This is a genomic window from Bradyrhizobium sp. SZCCHNS1022 (genome assembly GCF_032484835.1).
GTDB lineage: Bacteria > Pseudomonadota > Alphaproteobacteria > Rhizobiales > Xanthobacteraceae > Bradyrhizobium.
On sequence record NZ_JAUETT010000001.1, the window covers coordinates 1,803,370 to 1,826,329 of the forward strand.

The following is a 22,960-nucleotide window of genomic DNA, read 5'->3' on the forward strand; positions in this document are numbered from 1 at the left end:
TCCCTCGTCTCCGATCGAAATTCCCGCCGCGAATTTACGCTGGAGCACTCGTACTAACTCTTTCACACGCTGGATGATGCTCATCCAGTACGGCGGAAAAATGACTGAATTACGCGGAGTTGGGACCATTTCGTCGTCGCATCGTCGTTAACGTTCCGGACCCTTATGGTTCCCTTGTCCGCGCACCCATGCCGATCGCCGAGCGAACATCCTGAAGGACAGTCCGCTTGCAATCAGGTCGCGAGGCGACGTCTCTCGCGTGAGAGGCGCCCCTCGCCACACATGGTGAATGGAAAGTTTGAAGCAGGTTCTAACGATTAAGGTTAAGGTTTTCTTTCCTGCGCGCCTGTTGCGAGACGGCCACGCTCATCGCCGCCTTGGTTTCTTCCCTGGCCGGAGCCGGTGAGTTGAGTTGTTGCGTGTAACGCAATCAAAGGGTGTTGCGTTTCAAGTCGATGAAAGAAGCGATCCGGCACGCTCCAGCCGAAGAGGCCGGTCGCTGCGAAACCGGCGGCTGCCGCCGCGGGCAAGCTGCGTCGCTCGCGCCGCTGCGCCGCGACCTGGCGCGACGCGCTTTCTTCGTGGCGTCAGATGAGTTAGCAGTTCTCGAGCCATGTCGAGAGCTGCCTGCATGTCCGATTTCCACGGTGTGTTTCCTTATCTTGTCTCGCCCATCGATTCGGACGGCAGTATTCGCGCCGGGGTGCTCGGGCGGCTCTGCGATGATTTGATTCATGCCGGCGTGCACGGGCTGACGCCGCTCGGCTCGACCGGCGAATTCGCCTACCTCAATGCGGCCCAGCGCATGACCGTGGTGGAGGCCACGATCGAGGCGGCTGACGGCCGCGTGCCGGTGGTGGCCGGCGTCGCTTCGACGGCAACCGCGGATGCCGTGGCGCAGGCCAAGGCGTATCAGAAGCGCGGTGCCGATGGCATCCTCGCCGTGCTGGAGGCCTATTTCCCGCTCACCGATGCTGGTGTGGAAGCCTATTTCCGTGCGATCGCGGATGCGGTCGACATTCCCGTCGTCATCTACACCAACCCGCAATTCCAGCGCTCCGATCTCTCGCTCGACGTGATCGCGCGCCTCGCCGAGCATCCGCGCATCGGCTACATCAAGGACGCCTCAACCAACACCGGCCGATTGCTGTCGATCATCAACCGCTGCGGTGACGCGATCAAAGTATTCGCCGCCTCTTCGCACATCCCGGCGGCCGTGATGCTGATCGGCGGTCACGGTTGGATGGCCGGACCCGCCTGCATCATTCCACGGCAGAGTGTCGAACTCTACAATCTCTGTCAGGCTGCATGCTGGGACGATGCGCTCAAGTTGCAGAAGCGGCTGTGGCGCGTGAACGAGGCGTTCGCGAGGTTCAATCTCGCCGCCTGCATCAAGGCGGGACTTGCGATCCAGGGCTATGACGTGGGCGATCCCGTCCCGCCCCAGGCCGCGCTCACGGCCGAGCAGCGCAAGGTGGTGGAAGAGGTGCTGCAGGGACTGGGGTGAGGTTTGGCTTCGGCTTCGCTCGCACTCTCTCCACATCGTCATTCCGAGGCAGCCCGAAGGGCTGAGCCCGGAATCCATACTCCCTGGCCGGTGTGCCGAAGCACGCGGGCAACGATCGGCCGTCAAACTTCTGTTCGTGGTTATGGATTCCGGGCCCATCGCTTCGCGACGTCCCGGAATGACGGCGACTGTTGTTTCGGTCGGCAGATCGGCTAAAACGCCTGCCATATTTCGACGTAATGTGAAGGACGACGAATGAACATTCTTCCCGGCAATATGCGGTTCGGCGCAGGACAGCCCGTCAAGCGGCTGGAGGATCAGAGGCTGCTCACCGGGAAGGGGCAGTTCATCGACGACAGGTCGGAGGAGGGCGCGCTCTGGCTCTACGTGCTGCGCTCGCCGCATGCCCATGCGAAGATTGCCTCCATCGACGCGACAGCGGCGCGTCAAATGCCCGGCGTCGAAGCCGTGTTCACCGGCGAGGATCTGATCGCGGACAACATCGGCACGATCCCGACGCTCGCCATTTTCAAGCGGCCCGACGGCAAGCCGATGACGGTGCCGCCGCGGCGGCTGCTCGCGCACGATCTGGTGCGCTTCACCGGCGAGCCGGTCGCGGCCGTGGTCGCCACCTCGCGCACGATCGCACAAGAGGCAGCCGAAGCCATCAGCATCGACTACAAGGTGATGCCGGCGGTGGTCGACCCGGTCGGTGCCATCAAGCCCGGCGCGCCGGTGGTGTGGGCCGAGGCGCCCGACAACATCGTGGCCGCGATGAGCTATGGGGATGCCGCCAAGGTCGAGGAGGCCTTTGCCGGCGCCGCGCACAAGGTCTCGCTCGAGATCGCCAGCCAGCGGTTGATTCCGTCCGCGATGGAGCCGCGCTCGACCATCGCCGAGATCGAGAAGAAGACCGGCCGTCTCATCCTGCACGTGCAGTCGCAGACGCCGGGCTCGACCCGCGACGTGCTGGCCGATATCTTGAAACGGCCGAAGGAGAATGTGCGCGTGCTGGTTGGCGACATCGGCGGCGGCTTCGGGCAGAAGACCAATCTCTATCCGGAAGACGGCATCGTGGCCTATGCCGCGACCAAGCTGAACCGCAGGATTCGCTGGCGCGCCGAGCGCACCGATGAATTCGTCGGCGGCACCCATGGCCGCGATCTCACCTCGACCGCCGAATTCGCGCTGGACGCCAAGGGCAAGGTGCTGGCCTATCGCGTGCGCTCGATCGGCGCGACGGGCGCCTACTCCTCAGGTGCCGGCAACATCATTCCGCTGGTGCTCGGACCCTTCGTGCAGACCGGCGTCTACGATCTGCCGCTGGTGCATTTCGAGGTCAAGACGGTGATGACGCACACCGCGCCTGTGGGTGCTTATCGCGGCGCGGGCCGACCCGAGGCGGTGTTCATCGTCGAGCGGCTGTTCGATGCCGCAGCGCGCCAGATTGGCATCGATCCGCGCGCAATCCGCAAGGCCAACTACATCAAGCCGGCGCAGCTGCCCTACACCAACGCTGTCGGGCAGGTGTACGATTCCGGCGCCTTCGCCCACATGCTGGAGCGCGCCTCCAAGCTCGCCGACTGGGATGGTTTCAATGCCCGCAAGCGCGAGGCGAAGAAACGCGGCATGCTCTATGGCCGCGGCCTCACCAGCTATATCGAGTGGACCGGCGGCCGCGCCCACACCGAGAAGGTCTCGCTGCACGCGACCGCCGAGGGCCGCGTCATCCTGCATTCCGGCACCATGGCGATGGGGCAGGGTCTGCAGACCACTTACACCCAGATGATCTCGGACACGCTCGGCATTCCGCTGGACAAGATCGATGTCGTGCAGGGCGACACCGATCTCGCCACCGGCTTCGGCAGCGTCGGCTCGCGCTCGCTGTTCGTCGGTGGCACGGCGGTCGCGGTTTCCTCCAACGACCTGATCACGAAGGCGCGCGAGAAGGCCTCAAACCTGCTGGAAACCTCGGTCGAGGACATCGAATATCGCGACGGCGTCCTCAGCGTGGTCGGCACCGACCGCCGCATCAGCCTGTTCGAGCTCGCGCAGAAGGAGCAGGGCGCCAAGCTCTCGGTCGACAGCGAAGGCGAGGTCGATGGGCCGAGCTGGCCCAACGGCACCCATATCTGCGAGGTCGAGATCGATCCGGAGACCGGCGTCACCCGCGTGGTGCGCTACACCACGGTCGATGACGTTGGCGTCGCCGTCAATCCGATGCTGGTCGCAGGCCAGATCCACGGTGGCGTGGCACAGGGCATCGGACAGGCGCTCTACGAGGGCGTCGCTTATGATGCCGACGGCCAGCTTCTGACCGCGACCTATCAGGACTATTGCATCCCGCGCGCGGACGACGTGCCGCCGATCGCGGTCACGCTCGACGATTCCGCGCCGTGCAAGACCAATCCGCTGGGCTCCAAGGGCTGCGGCGAGTCGGGTGCGATCGGCGGTCCGCCCTGCGTCACCAACGGCGTGATGGACGCGCTGTTCGAGCTCGGCATCACCAATCTGCAGACACCGCTGACGCCGCAGAAGGTCTGGCAGGCGATCCGCGATGCCAAGGCCGCGAAGGTGCAGGCCGCGGTTTGACGCCGCCATTACGGAGACTCCAGTGATCTTCCAATCTCCGTAGTTGGAGCCGGCCTCTCATCACAGCGACGGTGCGCTCCCCTCCCCCTTGCGGGGAGGGGTTGGGGGTGGGGGTCCACGAGTCCTTCTCTAAATTTGAGAGTTCGAGTCCCAGAGACATCAGCGATCATTGTGGTTCTAGCAACTGCAACCGAGCGCATGCTCTGACCTGCGCGTGGCGGGAAGCGGCCCGATGTCCTATTCCGCCTTTCCTGGAAATACTGAAAGCGAACTCAACTAAGTTAAGCGCGCGTGGATCCCCACCCCCGCTCCCCTCCCCGCAAGGGGGAGGGGAGCGCACGGTTGTTGCGGTGAGAGCTCGAACCGCTTTCCGGGAGAGTGCGCACGCGGGGAGGACGAATTTTGATCTCGTGCCGCGCTTCCGATCAACTGGCTAAGAAGGCCTACCTGTATCCCCTGCGGGTAGCTCCATCAGCACACTGAAATCGCCATCGCCTCCGCTGAAGCGCAAGCTTCCGCCATGCGCTTGCGCGACTTCGCTGGCGATCGCCAGTCCAAGCCCGGAGCCGCGTGAGGTCTCACCCTTTTGAAAAGGTACCACAAGGCGCGCCTGCGCCTCGGGCGGAATGCCCGGACCATCATCCCGGATGCAGATCGCAAGACCAGCGCCGCTCGGCTCGACGATCACCGTCAAGCTGCTTCGCGCGCCATGAACGAGCGCATTGTGGATCAGATTGGCCAGTGCTTCGCGCAGGCTGATCGCGTCGGCCTCGATCACGGCGTCAGCGTCGCACGGCACGAAGCCGATCGAAACTTCACGGTCGAGTGTCAGCGGCACTGCTTGCGATAGCACCGATTTGGCCAAGGCATTGATATCAGTCGGAGCAAGGCGCGGCGCCTGCGCCCGGTGCAGCACCATCGCGTGGTCCAAGAGCTGGTTGGTCAGCCGTCCGAGATCTGCGATCCGTTCCCGCAAAGCCTCCAGCGCCTTGGGCTCCTCGCCATCTGCCGCGAGAAGCTCGGCTTGTGCATCGATGGCGGCGAGCGGCGTCCGCAATTGATGCGTGGCGTCGGCGATGAAGCGCTGCATGATCTTGATGCGCTCGTCGAGCCGCTGCATGAAGCCGTCGATGGCGCCGACCAGCGCCCGCACCTCCGATGGCGGCGTGACCGCGATCGGGCTCAGGTCATCCGGCTTTCGCCGCGCGATCTCGGCCTCGATCCGCGTCAGCGGCGAGAACACCAGCCGCAGGCAGAGCGCGGTGGCGGCGAGTGCGAGCACGCTCATCGCGGCGATGATGCCGATTGCTTTGGATGCCAGGTCCCAGGTCAGCGCCTCGCGCGCGGCAAGGGTCTGCGCCAGGACGATCTCGGCCCAGCCATCGCCCGGCGCCCCGTCGATCTTGCGGGCCACCGCGGCGATGCGCACCTTCTGGCCGCGGAAGGTGCCGTCGCTCAAGCGCACGCCTTTGCGCAACGCGGCCGGCGGTATGTTCGCTGCGAGGTCGTCATAGCCGGCGACCACCACGCCGCGCGGATCGGTGACGCGATAAAAGACAAGATCGTAGGCCGAAAGGGTGGAAAACGCGGCCGCCGGCGGGTCCAGCGTCACCACGCCGCCCTGCAGATAGACATTCTCTGCGATCTGAATCGCTCCGCCGACCAGGAGCTTGTCATAGGCATCGCGCGCCGCGGTGGCAGCATATTGCCATGCCGCGAAGCTGAGAACGACGGCGCCGACCGCGAGGATCGCGCCGATCGCAACGAGCAGCCGCGCGCGGAGCGAGCCGCTGAGCTTACGAAGCTGAGAGCTGATAGCCAAGGCCGCGCTCGGTTCGGATTTCGACTGACGTGCCCGCGAGCTTGCGGCGCAGCCGCGCCACGAACTGCTCGACCGCATTGGGGCTCGGGTCCTGTTCGAAGCTGAACAGCTGTTCGACCAGTTCCTCCTTGCCGACATAGCGGCCCGGCCGCGCGGCCAGGATTTCCAGCACGGTCAGCTCGCGGCGCGTGAGATCGAGCGGCTGGCCCGATACGCTCGCCGTCCGGCCGGCGCGATCGATCGTCAGCGGTCCGATCGTCAAGGTGTTGTCCGGCAGCCCGCAGGCACGCCGCAGCAGGGCGCGGGCGCGCGCTTCCAGCTCGCGATAATCGAACGGCTTAACCAGATAATCGTCGGCGCCGAGATCGAGCGCGCTGATGCGGTCGTCGACGGCGGAGCGGGCGGTGAGCACCAGCACCGGCGTCCGTAATCCCTTGCGGCGCAGATGTTTCAGGATGGCGAAGCCGTCCATGTTCGGCAGCATCACGTCGAGCACGATCAGATCGTAGGATTGCACCTCGACCAGTTCGCTGGCGGTGCGGCCGTCCTTCTCCCAATCGACCGCATAGCCGATGCGCTCGAAGCGGTTCACGACGGCGCAGCCGATCTCTGGCGTGTCCTCGACCAATAGGATGCGCAACGGCGTCTCAGCTCCGAGTCAGTTTGGGGTCAGTTCGCCCGTCTATCATCTCCGCCAAGGTTGCCGAAGTGCGCCACGTAAAATTTCGCACTGCAACATGGGGAGGATCGATGACAGTGCATCAGCCGCAGACCCAATTTGCGCCCCTGCTCACCGTCGAGGGCGTGACGCTGCAATATAAGACGCCCGATACGCTCGTCACCGCGACCTACCGCGTCGACTTCAACGTCTACAATTCCGACCGCTTTGTTCTGCTCGGGCCGTCCGGCTGCGGCAAATCCACGCTGTTGAAGGCGATCGGCGGCTATTTGCGTCCGACCGAGGGCCGCATTCAGCTCAAGGGTCGCGACGTCACCGAGCCCGGGCCGGATCGGATGATGGTATTCCAGGAGTTCGACCAATTGCTGCCCTGGAAGACGGTCGGCGAGAACGTCATCTTCGCGCTCACCGCGAGCGGACGCGTCGCCCCGGCGGAGGCGCGCGAGCGGGCGCGGGCCTATATCGACAAGGTCGGGCTGTCGAAGTTCATCGACAGCTATCCGCACACGCTGTCCGGCGGCATGAAGCAGCGCGTTGCGATCGCGCGCGGCATGGCGATGGAGCCGGACATTCTCCTGATGGATGAGCCGTTCGCCGCGCTGGATGCGTTGACCCGCCGCAAGATGCAGGACGAATTGCTGCAACTGTGGGAGGACACCCGCTTCACGGTGCTGTTCGTGACGCATTCGATCGAGGAGGCGATCAAGATCGGGTCGCGCATCCTGTTGCTGTCGCCGCATCCGGGCCGTGTCCGGGCCGAACTCAACAGCATTCCATCGGACATGATGGGCTCGCCGCAGCAGGTCGCGCTCGAAGGGCGCATCAACGACATGCTGTTCGGTCACCACTGATCGGCCATCGCCAAGAGGACACGTCCATGACCGAAACGCTGGCCCTCCGTGCCGAAATCGTCAATCCGGAAACCCCGCTCGGCGACGTCCAGGTCGAAGCAGGCCTGTCCTGGTTCGAGCGGATCTATCGCCTGGGCGCGGTGCGCAAGGCCTTCATTCTGCTGGTGCTGGCGGGCATCTGGCAGGCCTATGGAACCTGGCTCGGCAATCCGCTGCTGTTTCCGACCTTCACCGACACGCTCGCCGCCTTCTTCGACAACATCCGCAATGGCGTGATTCCGGCGCGCACGCTGGCTTCGATGGAGACGCTGTTGATCGGCTACGGCATCGGCATCGCCCTCGCCGCGGCACTGACGACGATCGCAATCGGGTCGCGCCTTGGCGCCGATCTGTTGGAAGCGCTGACCTCGATGTTCAATCCCTTGCCGGCGATCGCACTGCTGCCGCTGGCGCTGATCTGGTTCGGGCTCGGCAAGGGCAGCGTCGTCTTCGTGCTCGTGCATTCGGTGTTGTGGGCGATCGCGCTCAACACCCATTCGGGCTTCCGTTCGGTGTCCAACACGCTGCGGATGGTCGGTATGAACTATGGTCTGCGCGGGCTGAAGCTCGTGCGCTTCATCCTGATCCCGGCCGCTTTTCCCGCCATCCTGACCGGGCTCAAGGTCGGCTGGGCCTTTGCGTGGCGCACCTTGATCGCAGCGGAGCTGGTGTTCGGTGTCTCCTCAGGCTCGGGCGGTCTCGGCTGGTTCATTTTCGAGAACCGCAATCAGCTCGAAACGGCGAACGTGTTCGCCGGATTGTTCACGGTGATCTTCATCGGCCTCGTCGTCGAGAATCTCGTCTTCGCCACCATCGAGCGCAAGACGGTGCGGCGCTGGGGCATGCAGCATTAATTCCGGCTACAACAACAAGTCTGACATGAGGGAGGGAATTATGTCCTGGAAGGCATCACTTGGCGCGGCTGCTCTCGGGCTTTTCGCGCTGCTCGGCAGCGGCGGCGCATCGCAGGCCGAGGTCAAGGAAGTCAGGATCTCCAAGGGTTACGGCATCCTCTATCTGCCGCTGATCGTGATGGAGGACCAGAAGCTTCTGGAGAAGCAGGCCGAGAAGGCCGGGATCGGTCCGCTCAAGGTCAATTGGCTGATGCTCGACGGCGGCAACATCATCAACGACGCCATGATGGCGGGCTCGCTCGACATCGCCGGCACCGGCGCGCCTGGCTTCATCACGCTGTGGGCCAAGGCCAAGGGCATTCCGAGCGTCGAGGTCGTCGGCGTCAGCGGCTTGAGCTCGACGTCGTTGTGGATGAACACCAACAATCCCGAGATCAAATCGCTGAAGGACTTCAAGCCGAGCGACAAGATCGCGCTGCCCGGCATCAAGACCTCGCTTTCGGCGGTGATGCTGCAGATGATGGCGGCCCACGAGTTCGGTCGCGAGAATTACGCCAAGCTCGATCCGATGACGGTGGGCCTGCCGCACCCCGAGGCCCTGGCGGCGCTCACCTCCGGCAAGACGGAGATCACGGCGCATTTCACCTCGCCGCCGTTCGCTTATCTGGAGCTGAAGGATTCGAAGGTCCATCGCGTCGCCAACTCGGCCGACGTGCTCGGACGCATGACCATGGACGTGACCTTCGCGCCGAAGCGTTTCGTCGACGCGAATCCGAAGGTCGTCCAGGCCTTTCTCGACGCGCTGGACGAGGCAGACGCCTTCATCGCCCGCGACAAGGCGGCTGCGGCGGAGATCTACGCGCGGACCGCGAAGGTGAAGACCACGAAGGAAGAGATGCTGGAGATGTTGCAGGATAAGGACACCTGGTTCTCCACGACGCCGGAGGGCATGCTGAAGATCGCCGACTTCATGCATGGCGCCGGTTCCATCAAGGTCAAGCCGGCGGCCTGGCAGGACCTGTTCATCTCGCCGCTACGGGAGCGCAACGGCAGCTGAGCGCAGCTCGCGAACCACGCCGGTCGGTCGGACCGGCCATTGGCCCGACGCCCGCGCGGCCTCGAAAGACCGTGCGGCTCGTCATTGCGTCTTCACTCAACCTGTGCTGTGAGAGCTTGGGCACCGGGAGAAGGGGAGAGCGCGATGCGCAGATTTTGGACCGTGCTGGCGGCGCTGGCCACGTTGAGCCTGACCAATTGCGGCTATAACGCCATCCAGACCAATGACGAGCAGGTGAAGGCCAACTGGTCGGAGGTCGTCAACCAGTACCAGCGCCGCGCCGATCTCGTCCCCAATCTCGTCAATTCGGTCAAAGGCTTCGCCCAGCAGGAGAAGGATGTCCTGCTCGGCGTCACCAATGCGCGGGCCAAGGTCGGCAGCATCCAGGCGACGCCGGAGCTCATCAACGATCCGGCCGCCTTCCAGAAGTTCCAGCAGGCGCAGGGCGAGCTGACCAGCGCACTGTCGAAGCTGCTTGTGGTGACTGAGAACTATCCGCAACTGAAGTCGGACGCGCTGTTCCGCGACCTGATGTCCCAGCTCGAGGGCACCGAAAACCGGATCACGGTGGCGCGCAACCGTTATATCAAGGCGGTGCAGGACTATAACGTCTCGATCCGCACCTTCCCGAACAATCTCACCGCGATGATGTTCGGCTACAAGGAGAAGGCGAACTTCACCGTGGACAACGAGCGCGAGATCTCGGTCGCGCCCAAGGTCGATTTCAACGTCCCTGCGCCAGCCCCTGCGAAATAGCCTGGAGCATCCGACCTTGCGCGCAATCCTGGCAGCGAGGGCCCTCGGCGTAGCGCTCCTGGTGTGCGTCCCCTTTCTTGCATCGGCGTTCGCCGACGTCGCCGTCCCTCCGCTCACCGGCCGCGTGGTCGATCAGACCGGCACGCTCGCTGCGAGTGATGTTGCGAGCCTGAATCAAAAGCTGAAGGACCTGGAGACGCGGAAGGGCAGCCAGGTCGCGGTGCTGATGGTGCCGACCACGCAGCCTGAGAGCATCGAGCAGTTCACGATCCGCGTCGCGGACGCCTGGAAGATCGGCCGCAAGAAGATCGACGACGGCGCGCTGCTGGTGGTGGCCAAGAACGACCGGCGGGTGCGGATCGAGGTCGGCTACGGCCTGGAAGGCAGCCTGACGGACGTCACGTCGCGGCGGATCATCGATGAGGACATCACGCCGAAATTCAGGCGGGGCGATTTCGCCGGTGGCATCGCCGCGGGCGTCGATCGCATCATTGGCGTGATCGACGGCGAGCCCTTGCCGGCACCGGAGCCGCAGGCCTCGCACGGGCAGGATCTGGACTTCGAAACGATCGGATCGTTCGCCCCGTTCGTGCTGTTCGGCGCCATCATGGCTGGCGGCATCCTGCGGGCGCTGTTCGGCCGGCTGCTTGGTTCGGCCGCCACCGGCGCGGTGGTTGGCGGGTTGGCGTGGCTGGTCGTTGGCTCACTCGCCGCAGCCCTGTTGTCCGGCATGGTCGGCTTCTTCATCGCGCTGATTGCCGACAGCTTTGCCGCATTCGGGCCGCCGGGGCGCGGCCGCTATGGCGGCGGCTGGTCAGGTGGGTCGTCGGGCGGCTGGAGCAGCGGTGGCAGCCGCTCGGATGGCGGATTCTCAGGAGGCGGCGGCAGCTTCGGCGGTGGCGGCGCCTCAGGAAACTGGTGACGCAATGGGCTGGCACATATGAGCGTCAAACGGATCGCCAGGCATCTTCTGCATCACCGCTGGCTGCAGCGGCGGATCTTCACGCCGGCCGTGCTGGCGCGGATCGAACAGGCCATCAGGAGCGGCGAGGCGACCCATGCGGGCCAACTGCGGTTCGTCGTCGAAGGGGCGCTCGATGGCGCGCCGCTATTCCGCAACCAGCCGGCACGCGAGCGCGCGCTCGATCTGTTTTCGCATCTGCGGATCTGGGACACCGCTCACAACAACGGCGTCCTCATCTATCTGCTGCTCGCCGACCGCGACGTCGAGATCGTCGCCGATCGCGGCATCCACGCCAAGGTCGGCAAGGATGGCTGGGAGAGCATCTGCCGCGCCATGGAGGCAGACTTCCGCGACGGCCGGTTCGAGCAAGGTGTGCTCGCCGGCATCGCGGCGGTGTCGCGCGAACTGGCCAGGCATTTCCCGCCGCAAGCCGGGACGCCCAATGAACTGCCGGACCGGCCGGTGGTGATGTAGGCGGGCCGAAGCCTCACCACTGCGCGGGCTGGGCCGGTGGCCTGCCGGTCTCGAACAGATTGACCGGTGGCGGGACCGGCTCGCGCGCGGTCTCCATCCTGTCGTTGCTCCATCGCCAGGAAGCCGGTGCCGGATGTTTGACGCGCATCGGTCTCGTAATTCTCGCGCCGTCGGAGGCCGCTGGGCCGTGTGCGCGGGCCACCGAGATCGCAGCAAGTGAAATCGCAACGGCGCCGACGGTCGCAAGAATGGATTGTCGGATCATGTTGATGCTCCAAGGATGCGTGAAGGATGCGTACAGGAACTCGTGAATAAGGGGACCACGAGCGGCCTGGAGCTCTGTCCAAGGTGCGGCGCAACCGGCTCGTGTTTCCCCTCATTCGGCTTTCAGATGCATCTCGAACCCCCACGCGATTAGGGGCGAAAAGCCGAAAGGACCTTTCGGCTGAAGCCAACATTCGGACCGCTCGTCGGTTTCAGGAAGGGGGAGGATCGCGCGCACGCCATGCTGCTCGCACCGCTGTGAGCGGTGATGAGCTGACCGGCGGCTGGCGGCGCCGATGCGCCGGGACCGAGCCGCATCGGTCCTGCCGTGTGCGTCAGCGATAACGCTCCGCCATCGCGCGCGCGAGCTCGGCCATCATGGCACGCAGCTCGGCAGGCTCCAGCACTTCGGCGTCAGCGCCGAACCGCAAGAGTTCGGTCGCGGCATGCCATGCCGTCGTGCCGATCGGAATGGTGGCGATGCGCCAGCCGTCGGCGTCGGCCGCGTCCGAGATGCGCGTGCGCGCCCTGACATAAGGCTGGCTCACGACCTCCAACAGCCTGACCCCGCGAGGCGAGAGCCGCACCCTGGCTTCCTTGGGATGCATCTCGGCCTCGAGCCGTTCGGTGGCGGCCTGCCAATAGGTGGCGAGATCGAAATCCGCCGGCCGCGCGAACGTCTCCTCGCGCAGGCTGCAATCGAGGATGCGCGCGACCCGGTAGGTGCGCACGCTGCCGTCGATCTGGCCGGCGAGATACCAGCTGCCGCCTTTGAGCACGAGCCCGAGCGGGGCGATGCGGCGGCGCTTTTCCGCGCGCCAGCTCTGGTAGCGGATGTCGATCATCCGGTCGGCGAGCAGCGCATCGGCGATCCTGCGCAGGTGCTGCGGCTCCTCCGCTTCGCCGAACCATGCCGGGGCATCGAGATGAAACCGCGCCTGCATCCGCGCAGCGTTCGGGCGCAGGCTGGCCGGCAGCGCCGCGATCAGTTTGGCCTGCGCTGCGCTCATCGCGCCGTCGAGCCCGAGTGCGGCCGCGGGCCCCGGCAGGCCCGCCATGAACAGCGCATCGGCCTCCACCGGCGACAATCCGTTCAGGCGTACGCGATAGCCGTCGAGCAGGCGGAAGCCGCCTTCGGCGCCGCGTTCGGCATAGACCGGGATGCCCGCCGCCGAGAGCGCATCGATGTCGCGATAGATCGTGCGCACGGAGACCTCGCAAGCCTCGGCCAGCTCGGGCGCGGTGACCCGGCCCCGCGCCTGCAGGGTGGTGAGGATGGAGAGCAGCCGGCTCGCGCGCATGGCGCGTTAAACCATACCTGACACAGGATGTCAGGTATGGGGTGGCACAACGGGTCTGCCTTCAAAAACGAGAGGAAGCAGCCCAATGACTTCAGCCGAGAGCTCAGCCGACCGCATCACCCTGTATTATTCGCCGCAGACCCGAGCCACCGGCACCCGCGTGCTGCTGGAGGAGCTTGGCGCGCCCTATGATCTGCACGTCCTCAACATGAAGGCGGGCGAGCAGCGCCAGCCGGCCTATCTCGCCATCAATCCGCTCGGCAAGGTGCCGGCGATCCGCCATCGTGGCCAGCTCGTCACCGAGCAGGTCGCGGTCTACATCTATCTCGCCGACCTGTTCCCGGAGGCGGGATTGACGCCCGCGCTCGACGATGCGCTGCGCGGACCGTATCTGCGCTGGATCGCCTATTACGGCTCTTCGTTCGAGCCGGCGCTGATCGACCATTTCATGCAGCGTCCGCCGGCGCCGATCACGCAGTCGCCCTATGCCGATTACGAGACGATGCTGGGCGCGCTGGAGGCGCAGCTCGCCAACGGGCCTTATCTGCTCGGCGAGCGCATGACCGCGGCCGACATCCTCTGGGGCACCGCCTTCAACTGGACCTTGACGTTCGGTATCGTGCCGAAGCGCGATGTGTTCGTGAACTACGCGGAGCGAATGACCGCGCGTCCGGCCTTCCAGCGCGTGACGGCGGAGGATGTCGAGATGGCCGCCCGCCACGCCGCGGCTATTGGCGGTTGAATGCTGCGCGGCCGCGCAGCTGCGGGCCAGCAATCACGCGCCGTTCGATTGCTGGCCCGTCGCGCGCCGCGCACGCGGCTGAGAGGAAGCAGGTAGCACCCGGGCTCTACAGACAGGGTTACGGCCGCCGTTCAGCGGTGGTCGCTCACATCGCTGCGAGCTGTGATTGAAATATGGCCGCCGCGCTGCGTCGGGCGGCGATTTCCAACAGAAAGCCGCGCCACCAGCAAACTTCCGACACAGGATTGCGGCGAAACGGCGCGCTCCCGCATGGCGCGAGCGGCCGGTTTCGCATCGGTCCTCGCGCGTCACCTCGAAGGGGCCTTCGTGTCGCAGCGATTTCTTTGCACGCTCGTTTTCAGCTTCATCCTGATCGCGCATCCGGCCTTCGCCGAGAGTCGAACTGCACCGGCAGCGCCGGCCCTGCCGTCCGCCGGAGCCTTGACCCCGGAACAGGCGCGGCGTGCGCTCGACACGCTGCAGGACGCCTCCAAGCGCGCGCAGATGATCGAGACCTTGCGTGCGATCGCCAACGCGACGCCGCCGGCACAGGCGGGCGCCGCGGTGCCGGTTCCGGCTGCGGGCCAGCCGGCGCAGCCTGCGCCCGAGGAGAAGCCTGCGATCCCGCTCAGCGCCGACAGTCTGGGCGCGCAACTGCTGCTCGCGGTGTCGGAGCAGGTGACCGAGATATCCCAGGACGTCGCCGACGTCGTTCGCACGCTGACCCATTTCCAGGCGTTCTACTGGTGGATCATCCGCACCGCCAACGATCCGTTGGCCTACAATCAGCTGCTCGACATCGCCTGGAAGCTCGCGCTGGTGCTTGGCTGCGCGCTGGCGGCCGAATGGGTGAGCTTGCGCCTGATCCGGCGGCCGCTCGCCTATCTCGAGCAGCGCCTTCCGCAGGCGGCGCGGGCTCCGGCCCAGGCGGTGATGATCGCGGACCCGCCATCCTCAATTGCCGATATCCTCACGCAACCTGAGCCGCGGCGCCGCCATTTGTCGCTGGTCCGGCTGTGGCAGTCGGTCGTCCGGCTGCCCTTCGTGCTCGGGCGTTTGTTGCTCGAACTCCTGCCGGTGCTCGTCTTCGTCGCGGTCGCCACCTCGCTGCTCGGCACCGGGATCGGCGACCAGACGACCGTGCGCCTCGTGATCCTTGCGGTCGTCAATGCCTATGCCCTGTCGCGCGGCATGATCTGCGCTGTGCGCGCGCTGTTCGGCCCCTTCGGCCTGATCCGGATCCGCGGCGAAACCGCGGCCTATATCGAGATATGGGCGCGCCGCATCGTCGCGGTGGCCGTGTCGGGCATATGCTTCGCCAATGTCGCGCTGCTGCTTGGGCTGCACCGTGCCGGATATTGGGGGCTGTTACGGCTGGTCATGCTGGTCGTGCATCTCTTCATCGCCATCATCATCCTGCAATGCCGCCGGCAGGTGGCGGACGTGATCCGGGCACCGTTCGGCCAGGGCGGGCTTGCGGCGCGGGCGCGCAGCCGTGCCGCGTCGCTGTGGCATTATTTCGCGATCGCGCTCGACATGGCGCTGTGGGCGGTGTGGGCGCTCAATATCCGCAACGGCTATTCGCTGATGCTGCAATATTTCGTCGGCACCATCGCGGTGATCCTGGTCGCCCGCGTCCTGACGATGGTCGTGCTCAGCGTGATCGATCGCGGCTTTTCGATCCGGCCCGAGATCCTGGAGCGGTTTCCGGGGCTGGAGACGCGCGCCAACCGCTATCTGCCCCTGCTGCGCCGGATCGTCGCCACCATCATCGCCTTTGCCGGCTTCGTTGCCGTGCTCGAGGTCTGGGGCGTCGACGCCGTGGTGTGGTTCTATGGCGGCCAGATCGGCAGCCGTCTGCTGTCCGCGCTCGCCACCATCGCCATCGCGGCGCTGGCGGCCGCTAGCATCTGGGAAATCAGCAATGCCCTGATGGAGCGCCAGATCGATGTGCTGTCGCGCGAAGGGCATTATGTGCGGGCCGCGCGCTTGCGCACCTTCCAGCCGATGCTGCGGACGGCGCTGTTCTGTTTGATCGTCACCGTCGTCGGCCTCACCGCGCTGAGCGAGATCGGCGTCAATGTCGCGCCCCTGCTTGCCGGCGCCGGGATCGTCGGCATCGCCATCGGCTTCGGCTCGCAGAAGCTGGTGCAGGATCTGATCACCGGGCTGTTCCTGCTGATCGAGAATGGCGTGCAGGTCGGCGACGTCGTCAGCGTCGCCGGGCTGTCCGGCACGGTCGAGAACGTCTCGATCCGCACCATCCGCCTGCGCGCCGCCGACGGCGCCGTGCACATCGTGCCGTTCAGTGCGGTGACGACGATCACCAATTCCAGCCGCGGCGCCGGCAATGCGGCGGTCAGCGTCAGCATCGCCTACAAGGAGGATACCGACCGCGCCGGCGAGATACTCAAGGAGATCGTCGCCGAGATGCGCCGCGAGCCCGAATATCGCGGGGTGATCCGCAGCGATCTCGAATTGTGGGGCGTCGACAAGGTGGACGGTTCGATGGTGACGCTGGTCGGCCAGATCCGCTGCACCGATTCCGGCCGCTGGCCGGTGCAGCGCGAGTTCAACCGCCGCATGAAGCGGCGCTTCCAGGAGCGTGGCATCGAGATCGCGTCCAACGGCCAGATCATCGTGATGCCGATGCCGCAGGCCACCGATGACGCCGGCGCGGATGGCGTGCAACGCCGGGCCCTGGGGTAGGCGGAGTAGTCATGATAGGCGTGTTCTGGTCGGAGGCGCGATCGCACGCGGGCGGACGGCTGCTCCATTTTTGCCGCTCATTCGGCCGTTCTCACCATCGATCAGATGATTTTCAAGGTGCTGCGGCCTCCACCGCGACCGCGTGGCTACGGACGTGCTTGCGTTCCCATGGCCTCCGATAGATGAAGACGACATTCGCAGTGCCCGCACTTAATGCTTGAATGTCCCAGCGATGAACGCCTGGGGCGCCAACTAGACGCTTGCCGCCTTCGCGCTCCGAAAAGCCGCGGTCGGTGATGCGTACGAGCGGCAATCGGGAACTTGCTTTGGCATCAACCGCCCAGCCGTAGCCGGTTGACGGATTTTCCTCAAGTTCGACGCTCGCGGATTGACCGACCGCCAGCCTCAACGTCTGATCTGCTGCTTTCGCTCGAGCGTCAATCGCCACGATCAGAACGATCGCCACTAGATATACGAGCCGTGCATTCATTGGTTGGCTCCAGCTTTGATCTCGGCGGCAACGAGCCGACAACTAAACATATATCGGGTCGATCTGGCCGCTATTTGTTGATCCAAATCATATCGATACAGGCCGCTTCGTCCACAGGAACATAAATCGGGTTGAAAGCGGCCTATCGGCCTCCCACCGCCTACTTCCGGTCGAGGCCCGAAAGCCGACATCGCGGGCGCAGACCGCAGGGTCCGGGGCGGGCCAAGAACGTACCTCTACCACTAGACTGCCTTACTGCGTTCCCGAACCCGCAATTCCGCGCAAGCGCGGGCCACAATTTGGCCGGAGCTATCAATGAGTTCCGCCTCCGCTATAGCTGACCGCGCATCATGCTTTACGACGCGTGCCTTAGCAGTGAGCGGACCTAACGCTGCAGGCTTTACAAACGTCGTATCCAATCGAGTCGTGACCGCTGTTTGATTCTGCGGAAGGTTGGCCATCACGGCGTTGCCGGTTGCCGAATCGAGCATCGCGGCAAGCATCCCGCCCTGCACGGTGCCGTGACGATTGGCAAATTTCGGATCCGCAAAAAAGCGCAACTGGACTACGCCCGACTGCGGGTCCACCGCAATGATCTCGCGGCCTAGGAGGAGCGCTGCCGGCGGCGTCTCATTCAAATGGTCCGACATAGGCAGCCCCCTTCTTGGTTTCGGTCAATTGCAGAACTAGTAATCAAGAAGTGCAGCGTAACAGCGGCCTCGCGTGATCTTCCGGTGGTTCTATCCGCGCATCGGGTTCGTTCCGCCCTGCATTCGCTTCTTGTTCGATTCCGGACGGCGTCAGAATTACTCTGATGACAAAAACTCGATATTGCTTCCGAAGAATCGCGAAGCGATGCGAGAAACCAACGTGGCCTCTCCCGTTGTGAGAAATCGTCGCGCTCCGGTGCTGGGTTGGTCAAACTCTGGATGGCGCCGAAAGTATTGCATCAAGCTTCGCGCGGTCACCTCGGGCTGTGACAAAATCCGCGTTCCTTGCGGAAGCGCCTGCTGGAACAATGACTCGACCAAGGGATAGTGCGTGCAGCCGAGAATGCAAACATCGGGTTCTCGGCCGGACATCCGAGCTCGCAAGTCCGCTACATAATCTTCAATGTTGTTGCGGAGAACGTATTCGCAAGCATCGGCTTCGATAAGGGGCACGAGCTTAGGACACGCTTGTTGCCATACTTCAACATGCGGCGCGCGCTTGTGAATTTCTCCGGCAAAGGCTCCGCTCTCAACCGTGTGCTGTGTGGCAAAAACGGCAACGGCGACATCAGGCTCGTGGCCGACGCGAGGGACAGCATGCTGGTCAGCAGACCAACGCATGCCGGTTACGTCTTCGACAACGGGGACGATCACTCCCAGCACGCGCCGATCAGGATGAGCAAGCGGAAGCCATTCCCGCTGTAGTCGTCGAAGGCCGCGTGCCGCAGCAGTGTTGCAAGCGATGATAACGAGAGGACAATTCTCTTGAAACAGCCGCTCGATTCCTCTCAATGTCAACGCGTAGATTTCTTCTGGTGATCTGTCGCCATAGGGAGCGTTGCCGTGATCTCCCAGATAAACGAGGCTACGATCTGGAAGCAGACCGTCGAGCGCGCGCATCACGGTTAGCCCGCCGCTTCCTGAGTCAAAGATGCCTATATTCACGAGCGTCCGCCATATGGGTTTACAACCTGCTTGGACGTCGCAATAGAGCACAGTTACGAAAATACCAACAGAGGATCGCGAGGGCCGGTCGGAACGGTGTCCTTTCCGGGTCTTGGCTGCCGTATCGGCGAGGGAGCGACCATGCCCAGTCAAGCCTCGATAGCGGACGTGCTGGGCGCTAGCCGGAAGGTCTCCGACGGGCCAAAGCGGTCGTCCTTCGTTGAAGTGCCATCGCCGATCCCCTAGTATCGATGATAAGAACATCAGGTGGAGTGCTGCATGATGCTCGGGAACATTGACTTCATGTCCGAAGATCCGAGACAGCCGGATGTGCTCAGTCTGTTGGCACAAGCGGACGCATACTTTCACGAACTCTATCCTGCCGAAAGCAATCATCTGATTGGCGCTGATGCTCTGCGAACACAAGACGCGGTGTTTCTTACAGCGCGTCGCCACGGAGAGCTTCTCGGATCAATCGCATTTCGGATGCTTGCCCCAGAACACGCCGAGATGAAGCGGATGTTCGTGCGGATTGAAGCCCGCGGATTTGGGTTGGGTAGACAATTGTTGCGCGCATTGGAAGATGTTGCGCGCGATCGCAACGTCAGACGTATCAGTCTTGAAACAGGAATAAAGCAGCCAGCGGCAATCGGACTCTATCGCGCCGCGGGTTATCGAGATTGTCCTCCCTTCGGCGATTACAAGGCCGATCCCCTCAGCCTTTTCATGACTAAACGCCTTGAGCCTAACCAGGCTTGAAGAAAGATCGACTCTGTCCGCAATGGGTCGATGCCGTCACTCCCGTAAGGACCGACATGCGTCCTCCAGTTAAAGGCACAAAACCACGCTCGGCTCGCTACCGGAGCCAATTGATAGCTATTTCCGCTGTGGGTCACGCTCGGAAGAACTCAGGTTGAGCATATCGAGTCCGCTTCACCCCCAAGGAGCCGACACCTTGCAGGCATGCCGGGTCAGCCGGTTGGGGCCAATTTCGGAAGTGATCGGGACTCGCGTCGTCGAACAACAGTTGTGCGAAGCATCGAATATACTCTACTTAACCAAATCCTCGTGCCGGTCATGCTGTGACCGTCTTTCCTGTGGGCCTAATCGTGATTGAGCTAGTCATCTTCGACTCGGATGGTGTGTTAGTCGACAGCGAGATCATTGCGCTGACTGTCTTAGCCCGAGCGGCATCCGAGGAGGGCGCTCCAATTGACGTGGAGGAGGCGATCCGGGCTTTCCGGGGGCTAAAAATGGCGGACTGTGTGCGAAAAATTGAGCGCCGGTTAGGTCGCGACGTTCCGGAAACGTTTGTGGCGGATGTCAGACAAGCAACGGCATTGGCGTTCGATGCCGAACTGAAGCCTGTCGAAGGAATCCATGCAGCTTTAGCCGAAATCTCTGTTCCCGTTTGTGTAGCGTCAAACGGGCCGATGTCGAAGCTCACGCACACGCTCGGATTGACCAAGCTTCTGGAGCGCTTCGAGGGACGTATATTTAGCGCGTATGAGGTGGGTTCGTGGAAGCCAGACCCTGGCCTGTTCCTGCACGCGGCGCAAACGTTGGGCGTTCACCCTTCACGCTGCATCGTCGTCGAGGACTCATTATCCGGAGTTTACGCAGCTCGGGCCGCGGGGATGCGGGTCCTGGGTTTTACCGGCGGCGATCCCGGAGTTGACCAGGAATTGCGAGCGATCTGCGAAGATCTCTTTCATCGGATGAGCGACCTTCCAGATTTGCTGCAACGAGCGCATTGAATGATCGTGACCTTAACCGGTTTCCGAGTCGGGTCAAAAGCGTCGGTTCGCGCTCGCAAGGGGGGCTTCCGGTCTGGTCCAGTCAGCAGACGTTCTCAACGCTTGCGTGTTGTGGCAGCCCTTCTCGTCGCTCTTGCGAGTTCGCCGATACTGAGCGTGCCCGTCGGGCAATCCGAGCATGCACGCCATGCAGATATTGCCCGTCGTGCCACCGTGTCGCACATGCGCGCGCTTGTGTTGTCGGGCAAATCAGGACGATCCTATCCCACGTCCCGCGCTCTTCAGGAGGGGCGTTTCGCGATCGTCACGATACGTGGAGTGCGGGATGCGATGGCCGCGACAACGTCAGGCGCTTTGCGCAAGACGACTGACGATGTAGCGGACGATGAAGTCGTGTGGTCCTGATATCCCGACGCTGATATCAAATTCGCGACGTGCGTCTCGACATCGCTTTGCGATGCGAGGGCATGGCGCGGATGACGGTGGCCAAAAAGCCCGGTGCACCGAGGAGATCACGTATAAGTCGTAAGCCCATCGCGCAGGGAAGGCCGGGTCGTCCGGCTGATCCTGTGGTACCTGCCGCCTGCATTTTTTTCCGCAGGCGGGCCACGGGCCTCAGTCGAGGTCCGGCCTTCCCTGTGCCCTCCATTTGAAAGAGGGCGATCGGAAGCGCAAAGCTCGGACGCCTGCTGCGCCGCGAGAAGGCGAGCCCGTGCAGGCTTTCGTGGGAGGTGGACCGGCCGAACTGCCGGGCGTTTCCAATTGCGGCAGTTTTGCCACATATGGACCTTGTTCTCGGCCCAAAACTGCCCCGGAGAAATCCCTAAAATTTCGGTAAGCCGAGCCAAAGTAAGAATTTGGCAAGCAATCGAAAGTTACCAAAGGCTCAACGTGTTCTGGAGAATTCGAACGTGAGCGAACAGGCCGAACAGACAAGCGCTGGCGCCGTCGTGACCGAGCCGGCTGCATCCCCGACGTCTCCCGCCCAGCCGACCATGACGGATGCGACGGGGCCCGCGGCCCATATGCTCGTATCTCCGAGGATCGCGCCCGATCATGAGGCGCCGACGGCCGATGCGGCCAAGGCTGAGGTTAAGACTGAGGTTAAGCCGGAGGCCAAGCTTGACATCCGTCCCGACGCGGCACCGGCGGAGATCGCCAAGCCGGAAGCGGCGAAAATTGACGCCAGAGTTGAAACGATTACCCCCGCGGCCGGTGCGGCGAAGCCGACGTTGACCATCTTGGACCTGACCAAGCCCGAGCCGCGCAAGGTCGAACCTGCCAAAATCGAACTCATCAAGGCCGAAGCCCCGACGAACGAACCGCCAAAGGCGGACGTGCCGAAGCTTTCGGCTCTCGGTGTGACGGCGCCGAAGATCGCGGCAACGAATGCGGCACCGCCCAAATTGGACGCGCCCGCCAAGCGGCTGATCATGTCGAGCGCGAACGATGGTGGCGCCGGCGAGACCGCGGCGTCTGTCGCCGCGCGCGTGGCTGCCGCCGCGAAGGCGAGGCTCAAGCTCGAGCCCTTCAAGTTCGACGGATCCGACAAGACTGCCGCCGCCTCCGCCGCTGCGGCTCCGAAGCCGGAGAAGGAGAAGCCGGAGAAGGAAACGCCCGCGGCTTTCATGGTCGCCGGTCGGCGCGGCACGCCGGCCCTGGCTGCCATGTTGCTGGCCGCGGTGTTGGCCGGCGGCATCGGGGGAGCGTTCGCGACCATGGCCTTCTTGCATGGCTCCACGGCGCAGCCGACCGCTGCGGCGACCGAGAATGATCCGGCGCTGTCGGCGTCGGTGGCGCGGATCGATTCCGACGTTGCCACGCTGAAGGCGGGTCTCGAGCAGGCCAACCAGACCAGCCTGGTCGAGCTCAACAAGGCCGCCGATCGCCTCGACAAGCTCGAGAAGGCGCAAGGCGAACTGGCGGCCAAGATCACCAAGCCGACCGAATTGCAGAAGCTCAGCGACGCCGTGGAGCGGCTGCGCTCCGCCCAGGCTTCGGCGGCCGCCCAGGCCACGGCAAAGGAGACGACGAACTCGATCGCGCCTGCGCACGTTGCCTCCGTCGCGCCCGCTGCGCCGGTGGAAACGGCCGCCCCCAAGCCCGATGTCAGCAAGCCGAAGATCGTCGAAGGCTGGGTATTGCGCAATGTCGGCCGGGGTGGCGCGCTGATCGAAGGCCGCGATGGGCTTTACGAGGTCTATGCCGGCGATCCGGTGCCAGGGCTCGGCAAGATCGACGCCATCCGCCGGCAGGACGGCCGTTGGGTGGTGGTAACGTCAAGGGGCCTTGTGGTCTCGCGCTGATTGTCGATCTGAGAACTTGGCAGCAACTTGGCAGCGAGGCGCTTCACCCCGACGTGAAGCGCCTCTTTTCATGCTTGCCCGCAGCTCTCCGCTTTTCGGCTATTTTCGGCGGCTACGACAGGCCTGCGCGGCAAGCGTTGG

The 22,960-nt window shown here is 64.0% G+C and carries 20 protein-coding genes; 13 read left to right on the top strand and 7 right to left on the bottom strand.

Going from position 1 to position 22,960, the window contains the following annotated elements; all coding sequences use genetic code 11:
- The first annotated feature begins 631 nt into the window (after positions 1-631).
- Together QX071_RS08220 and QX071_RS08225 are read left to right on the top strand one after the other, a co-directional pair.
- The gene (locus tag QX071_RS08220) at positions 632-1,507 is read left to right on the top strand and encodes a dihydrodipicolinate synthase family protein (protein WP_315730283.1); all 876 of its coding nucleotides are present in this window, start codon (positions 632-634) and stop codon (positions 1,505-1,507) included.
- A 255-nt stretch (positions 1,508-1,762) separates the two neighbouring features.
- Entirely contained in the window at positions 1,763-4,099 is a 2,337-nt protein-coding gene (locus tag QX071_RS08225; RefSeq protein WP_315728855.1) for a xanthine dehydrogenase family protein molybdopterin-binding subunit, read from the top strand.
- A 433-nt stretch (positions 4,100-4,532) separates the two neighbouring features.
- Here QX071_RS08225 and QX071_RS08230 read toward each other — a convergent pair whose 3' ends face one another.
- Together QX071_RS08230 and QX071_RS08235 are read right to left on the bottom strand one after the other, a co-directional pair.
- Complete coding sequence (locus tag QX071_RS08230) at positions 4,533-5,921, bottom strand: sensor histidine kinase (RefSeq protein WP_315730825.1); 1,389 nt, start codon at positions 5,919-5,921, stop codon at positions 4,533-4,535.
- Positions 5,896-6,561, bottom strand: coding sequence for a response regulator transcription factor (locus tag QX071_RS08235; RefSeq protein WP_315701374.1), 666 nt, complete (start codon positions 6,559-6,561; stop codon positions 5,896-5,898). Before QX071_RS08235 ends, QX071_RS08230 begins: the two co-directional genes overlap by 26 nt.
- Positions 6,562-6,671: 110 nt before the next feature.
- On the opposite strand from QX071_RS08235, the gene QX071_RS08240 reads away from it, so the two are divergent.
- From QX071_RS08240 to QX071_RS08265, 6 genes are all read left to right on the top strand, one after another.
- The gene (locus tag QX071_RS08240) at positions 6,672-7,451 is read left to right on the top strand and encodes an ABC transporter ATP-binding protein (protein ID WP_315728852.1); all 780 of its coding nucleotides are present in this window, start codon (positions 6,672-6,674) and stop codon (positions 7,449-7,451) included.
- A 26-nt stretch (positions 7,452-7,477) separates the two neighbouring features.
- A complete protein-coding gene (locus QX071_RS08245) occupies positions 7,478-8,344 on the top strand; it encodes an ABC transporter permease (protein ID WP_316171567.1) in 867 nt (288 codons plus the stop codon).
- 40 nt (positions 8,345-8,384) lie between these two features.
- Entirely contained in the window at positions 8,385-9,401 is a 1,017-nt protein-coding gene (locus QX071_RS08250; RefSeq protein ID WP_315728850.1) for an ABC transporter substrate-binding protein, read from the top strand.
- A 144-nt stretch (positions 9,402-9,545) separates the two neighbouring features.
- Complete coding sequence (locus QX071_RS08255) at positions 9,546-10,157, top strand: LemA family protein (protein WP_315701370.1); 612 nt, start codon at positions 9,546-9,548, stop codon at positions 10,155-10,157.
- Between the two features lie 16 nt (positions 10,158-10,173).
- Positions 10,174-11,079: a TPM domain-containing protein gene (locus QX071_RS08260; RefSeq protein WP_315701369.1), complete on the top strand. Its 906-nt coding sequence runs from the start codon at positions 10,174-10,176 to the stop codon at positions 11,077-11,079.
- Positions 11,080-11,097: 18 nt separating this feature from the next.
- Positions 11,098-11,595: a TPM domain-containing protein gene (locus QX071_RS08265; protein ID WP_315701368.1), complete on the top strand. Its 498-nt coding sequence runs from the start codon at positions 11,098-11,100 to the stop codon at positions 11,593-11,595.
- 13 nt (positions 11,596-11,608) lie between these two features.
- Here QX071_RS08265 and QX071_RS08270 read toward each other — a convergent pair whose 3' ends face one another.
- Positions 11,609-11,860: a hypothetical protein gene (locus QX071_RS08270; RefSeq protein WP_315701367.1), complete on the bottom strand. Its 252-nt coding sequence runs from the start codon at positions 11,858-11,860 to the stop codon at positions 11,609-11,611.
- A 334-nt stretch (positions 11,861-12,194) separates the two neighbouring features.
- A complete protein-coding gene (locus QX071_RS08275) occupies positions 12,195-13,160 on the bottom strand; it encodes a YafY family protein (protein WP_315701366.1) in 966 nt (321 codons plus the stop codon).
- Positions 13,161-13,245: 85 nt separating this feature from the next.
- Between QX071_RS08275 and QX071_RS08280 the strand changes: the two genes are divergently transcribed.
- Together QX071_RS08280 and QX071_RS08285 are read left to right on the top strand one after the other, a co-directional pair.
- Positions 13,246-13,902 carry a glutathione S-transferase family protein gene (locus QX071_RS08280; RefSeq protein WP_315701365.1) on the top strand — a complete coding sequence of 219 codons (657 nt, stop codon included), beginning with the start codon at positions 13,246-13,248 and terminating at the stop codon, positions 13,900-13,902.
- Between the two features lie 270 nt (positions 13,903-14,172).
- A complete protein-coding gene (locus tag QX071_RS08285; RefSeq protein ID WP_315701364.1) occupies positions 14,173-16,611 on the top strand; it encodes a mechanosensitive ion channel family protein in 2,439 nt (812 codons plus the stop codon).
- Between the two features lie 112 nt (positions 16,612-16,723).
- On the opposite strand, the gene QX071_RS08290 is transcribed toward QX071_RS08285, so the two are convergent.
- From QX071_RS08290 to murI, 3 genes are all read right to left on the bottom strand, one after another.
- On the bottom strand, positions 16,724-17,101 hold the full coding sequence (locus QX071_RS08290; protein ID WP_315701363.1) for a protease inhibitor I42 family protein: 378 nt from the start codon (positions 17,099-17,101) through the stop codon (positions 16,724-16,726).
- Positions 17,102-17,343: 242 nt separating this feature from the next.
- Positions 17,344-17,751: a PaaI family thioesterase gene (locus QX071_RS08295; RefSeq protein WP_315701362.1), complete on the bottom strand. Its 408-nt coding sequence runs from the start codon at positions 17,749-17,751 to the stop codon at positions 17,344-17,346.
- Positions 17,752-17,907: 156 nt separating this feature from the next.
- Positions 17,908-19,152: a glutamate racemase gene (murI, locus tag QX071_RS08300; RefSeq protein ID WP_315751425.1), complete on the bottom strand. Its 1,245-nt coding sequence runs from the start codon at positions 19,150-19,152 to the stop codon at positions 17,908-17,910.
- Between murI and QX071_RS08305 the strand changes: the two genes are divergently transcribed.
- From QX071_RS08305 to QX071_RS08315, 3 genes are all read left to right on the top strand, one after another.
- Entirely contained in the window at positions 19,036-19,515 is a 480-nt protein-coding gene (locus QX071_RS08305; protein ID WP_315701360.1) for a GNAT family N-acetyltransferase, read from the top strand. The genes murI and QX071_RS08305 overlap by 117 nt on opposite strands.
- Before the next feature lie 350 nt (positions 19,516-19,865).
- Positions 19,866-20,513: an HAD family hydrolase gene (locus tag QX071_RS08310; RefSeq protein WP_315701358.1), complete on the top strand. Its 648-nt coding sequence runs from the start codon at positions 19,866-19,868 to the stop codon at positions 20,511-20,513.
- Between the two features lie 911 nt (positions 20,514-21,424).
- Complete coding sequence (locus tag QX071_RS08315) at positions 21,425-22,819, top strand: hypothetical protein (RefSeq protein WP_315701357.1); 1,395 nt, start codon at positions 21,425-21,427, stop codon at positions 22,817-22,819.
- Positions 22,820-22,960 lie beyond the last annotated feature (141 nt).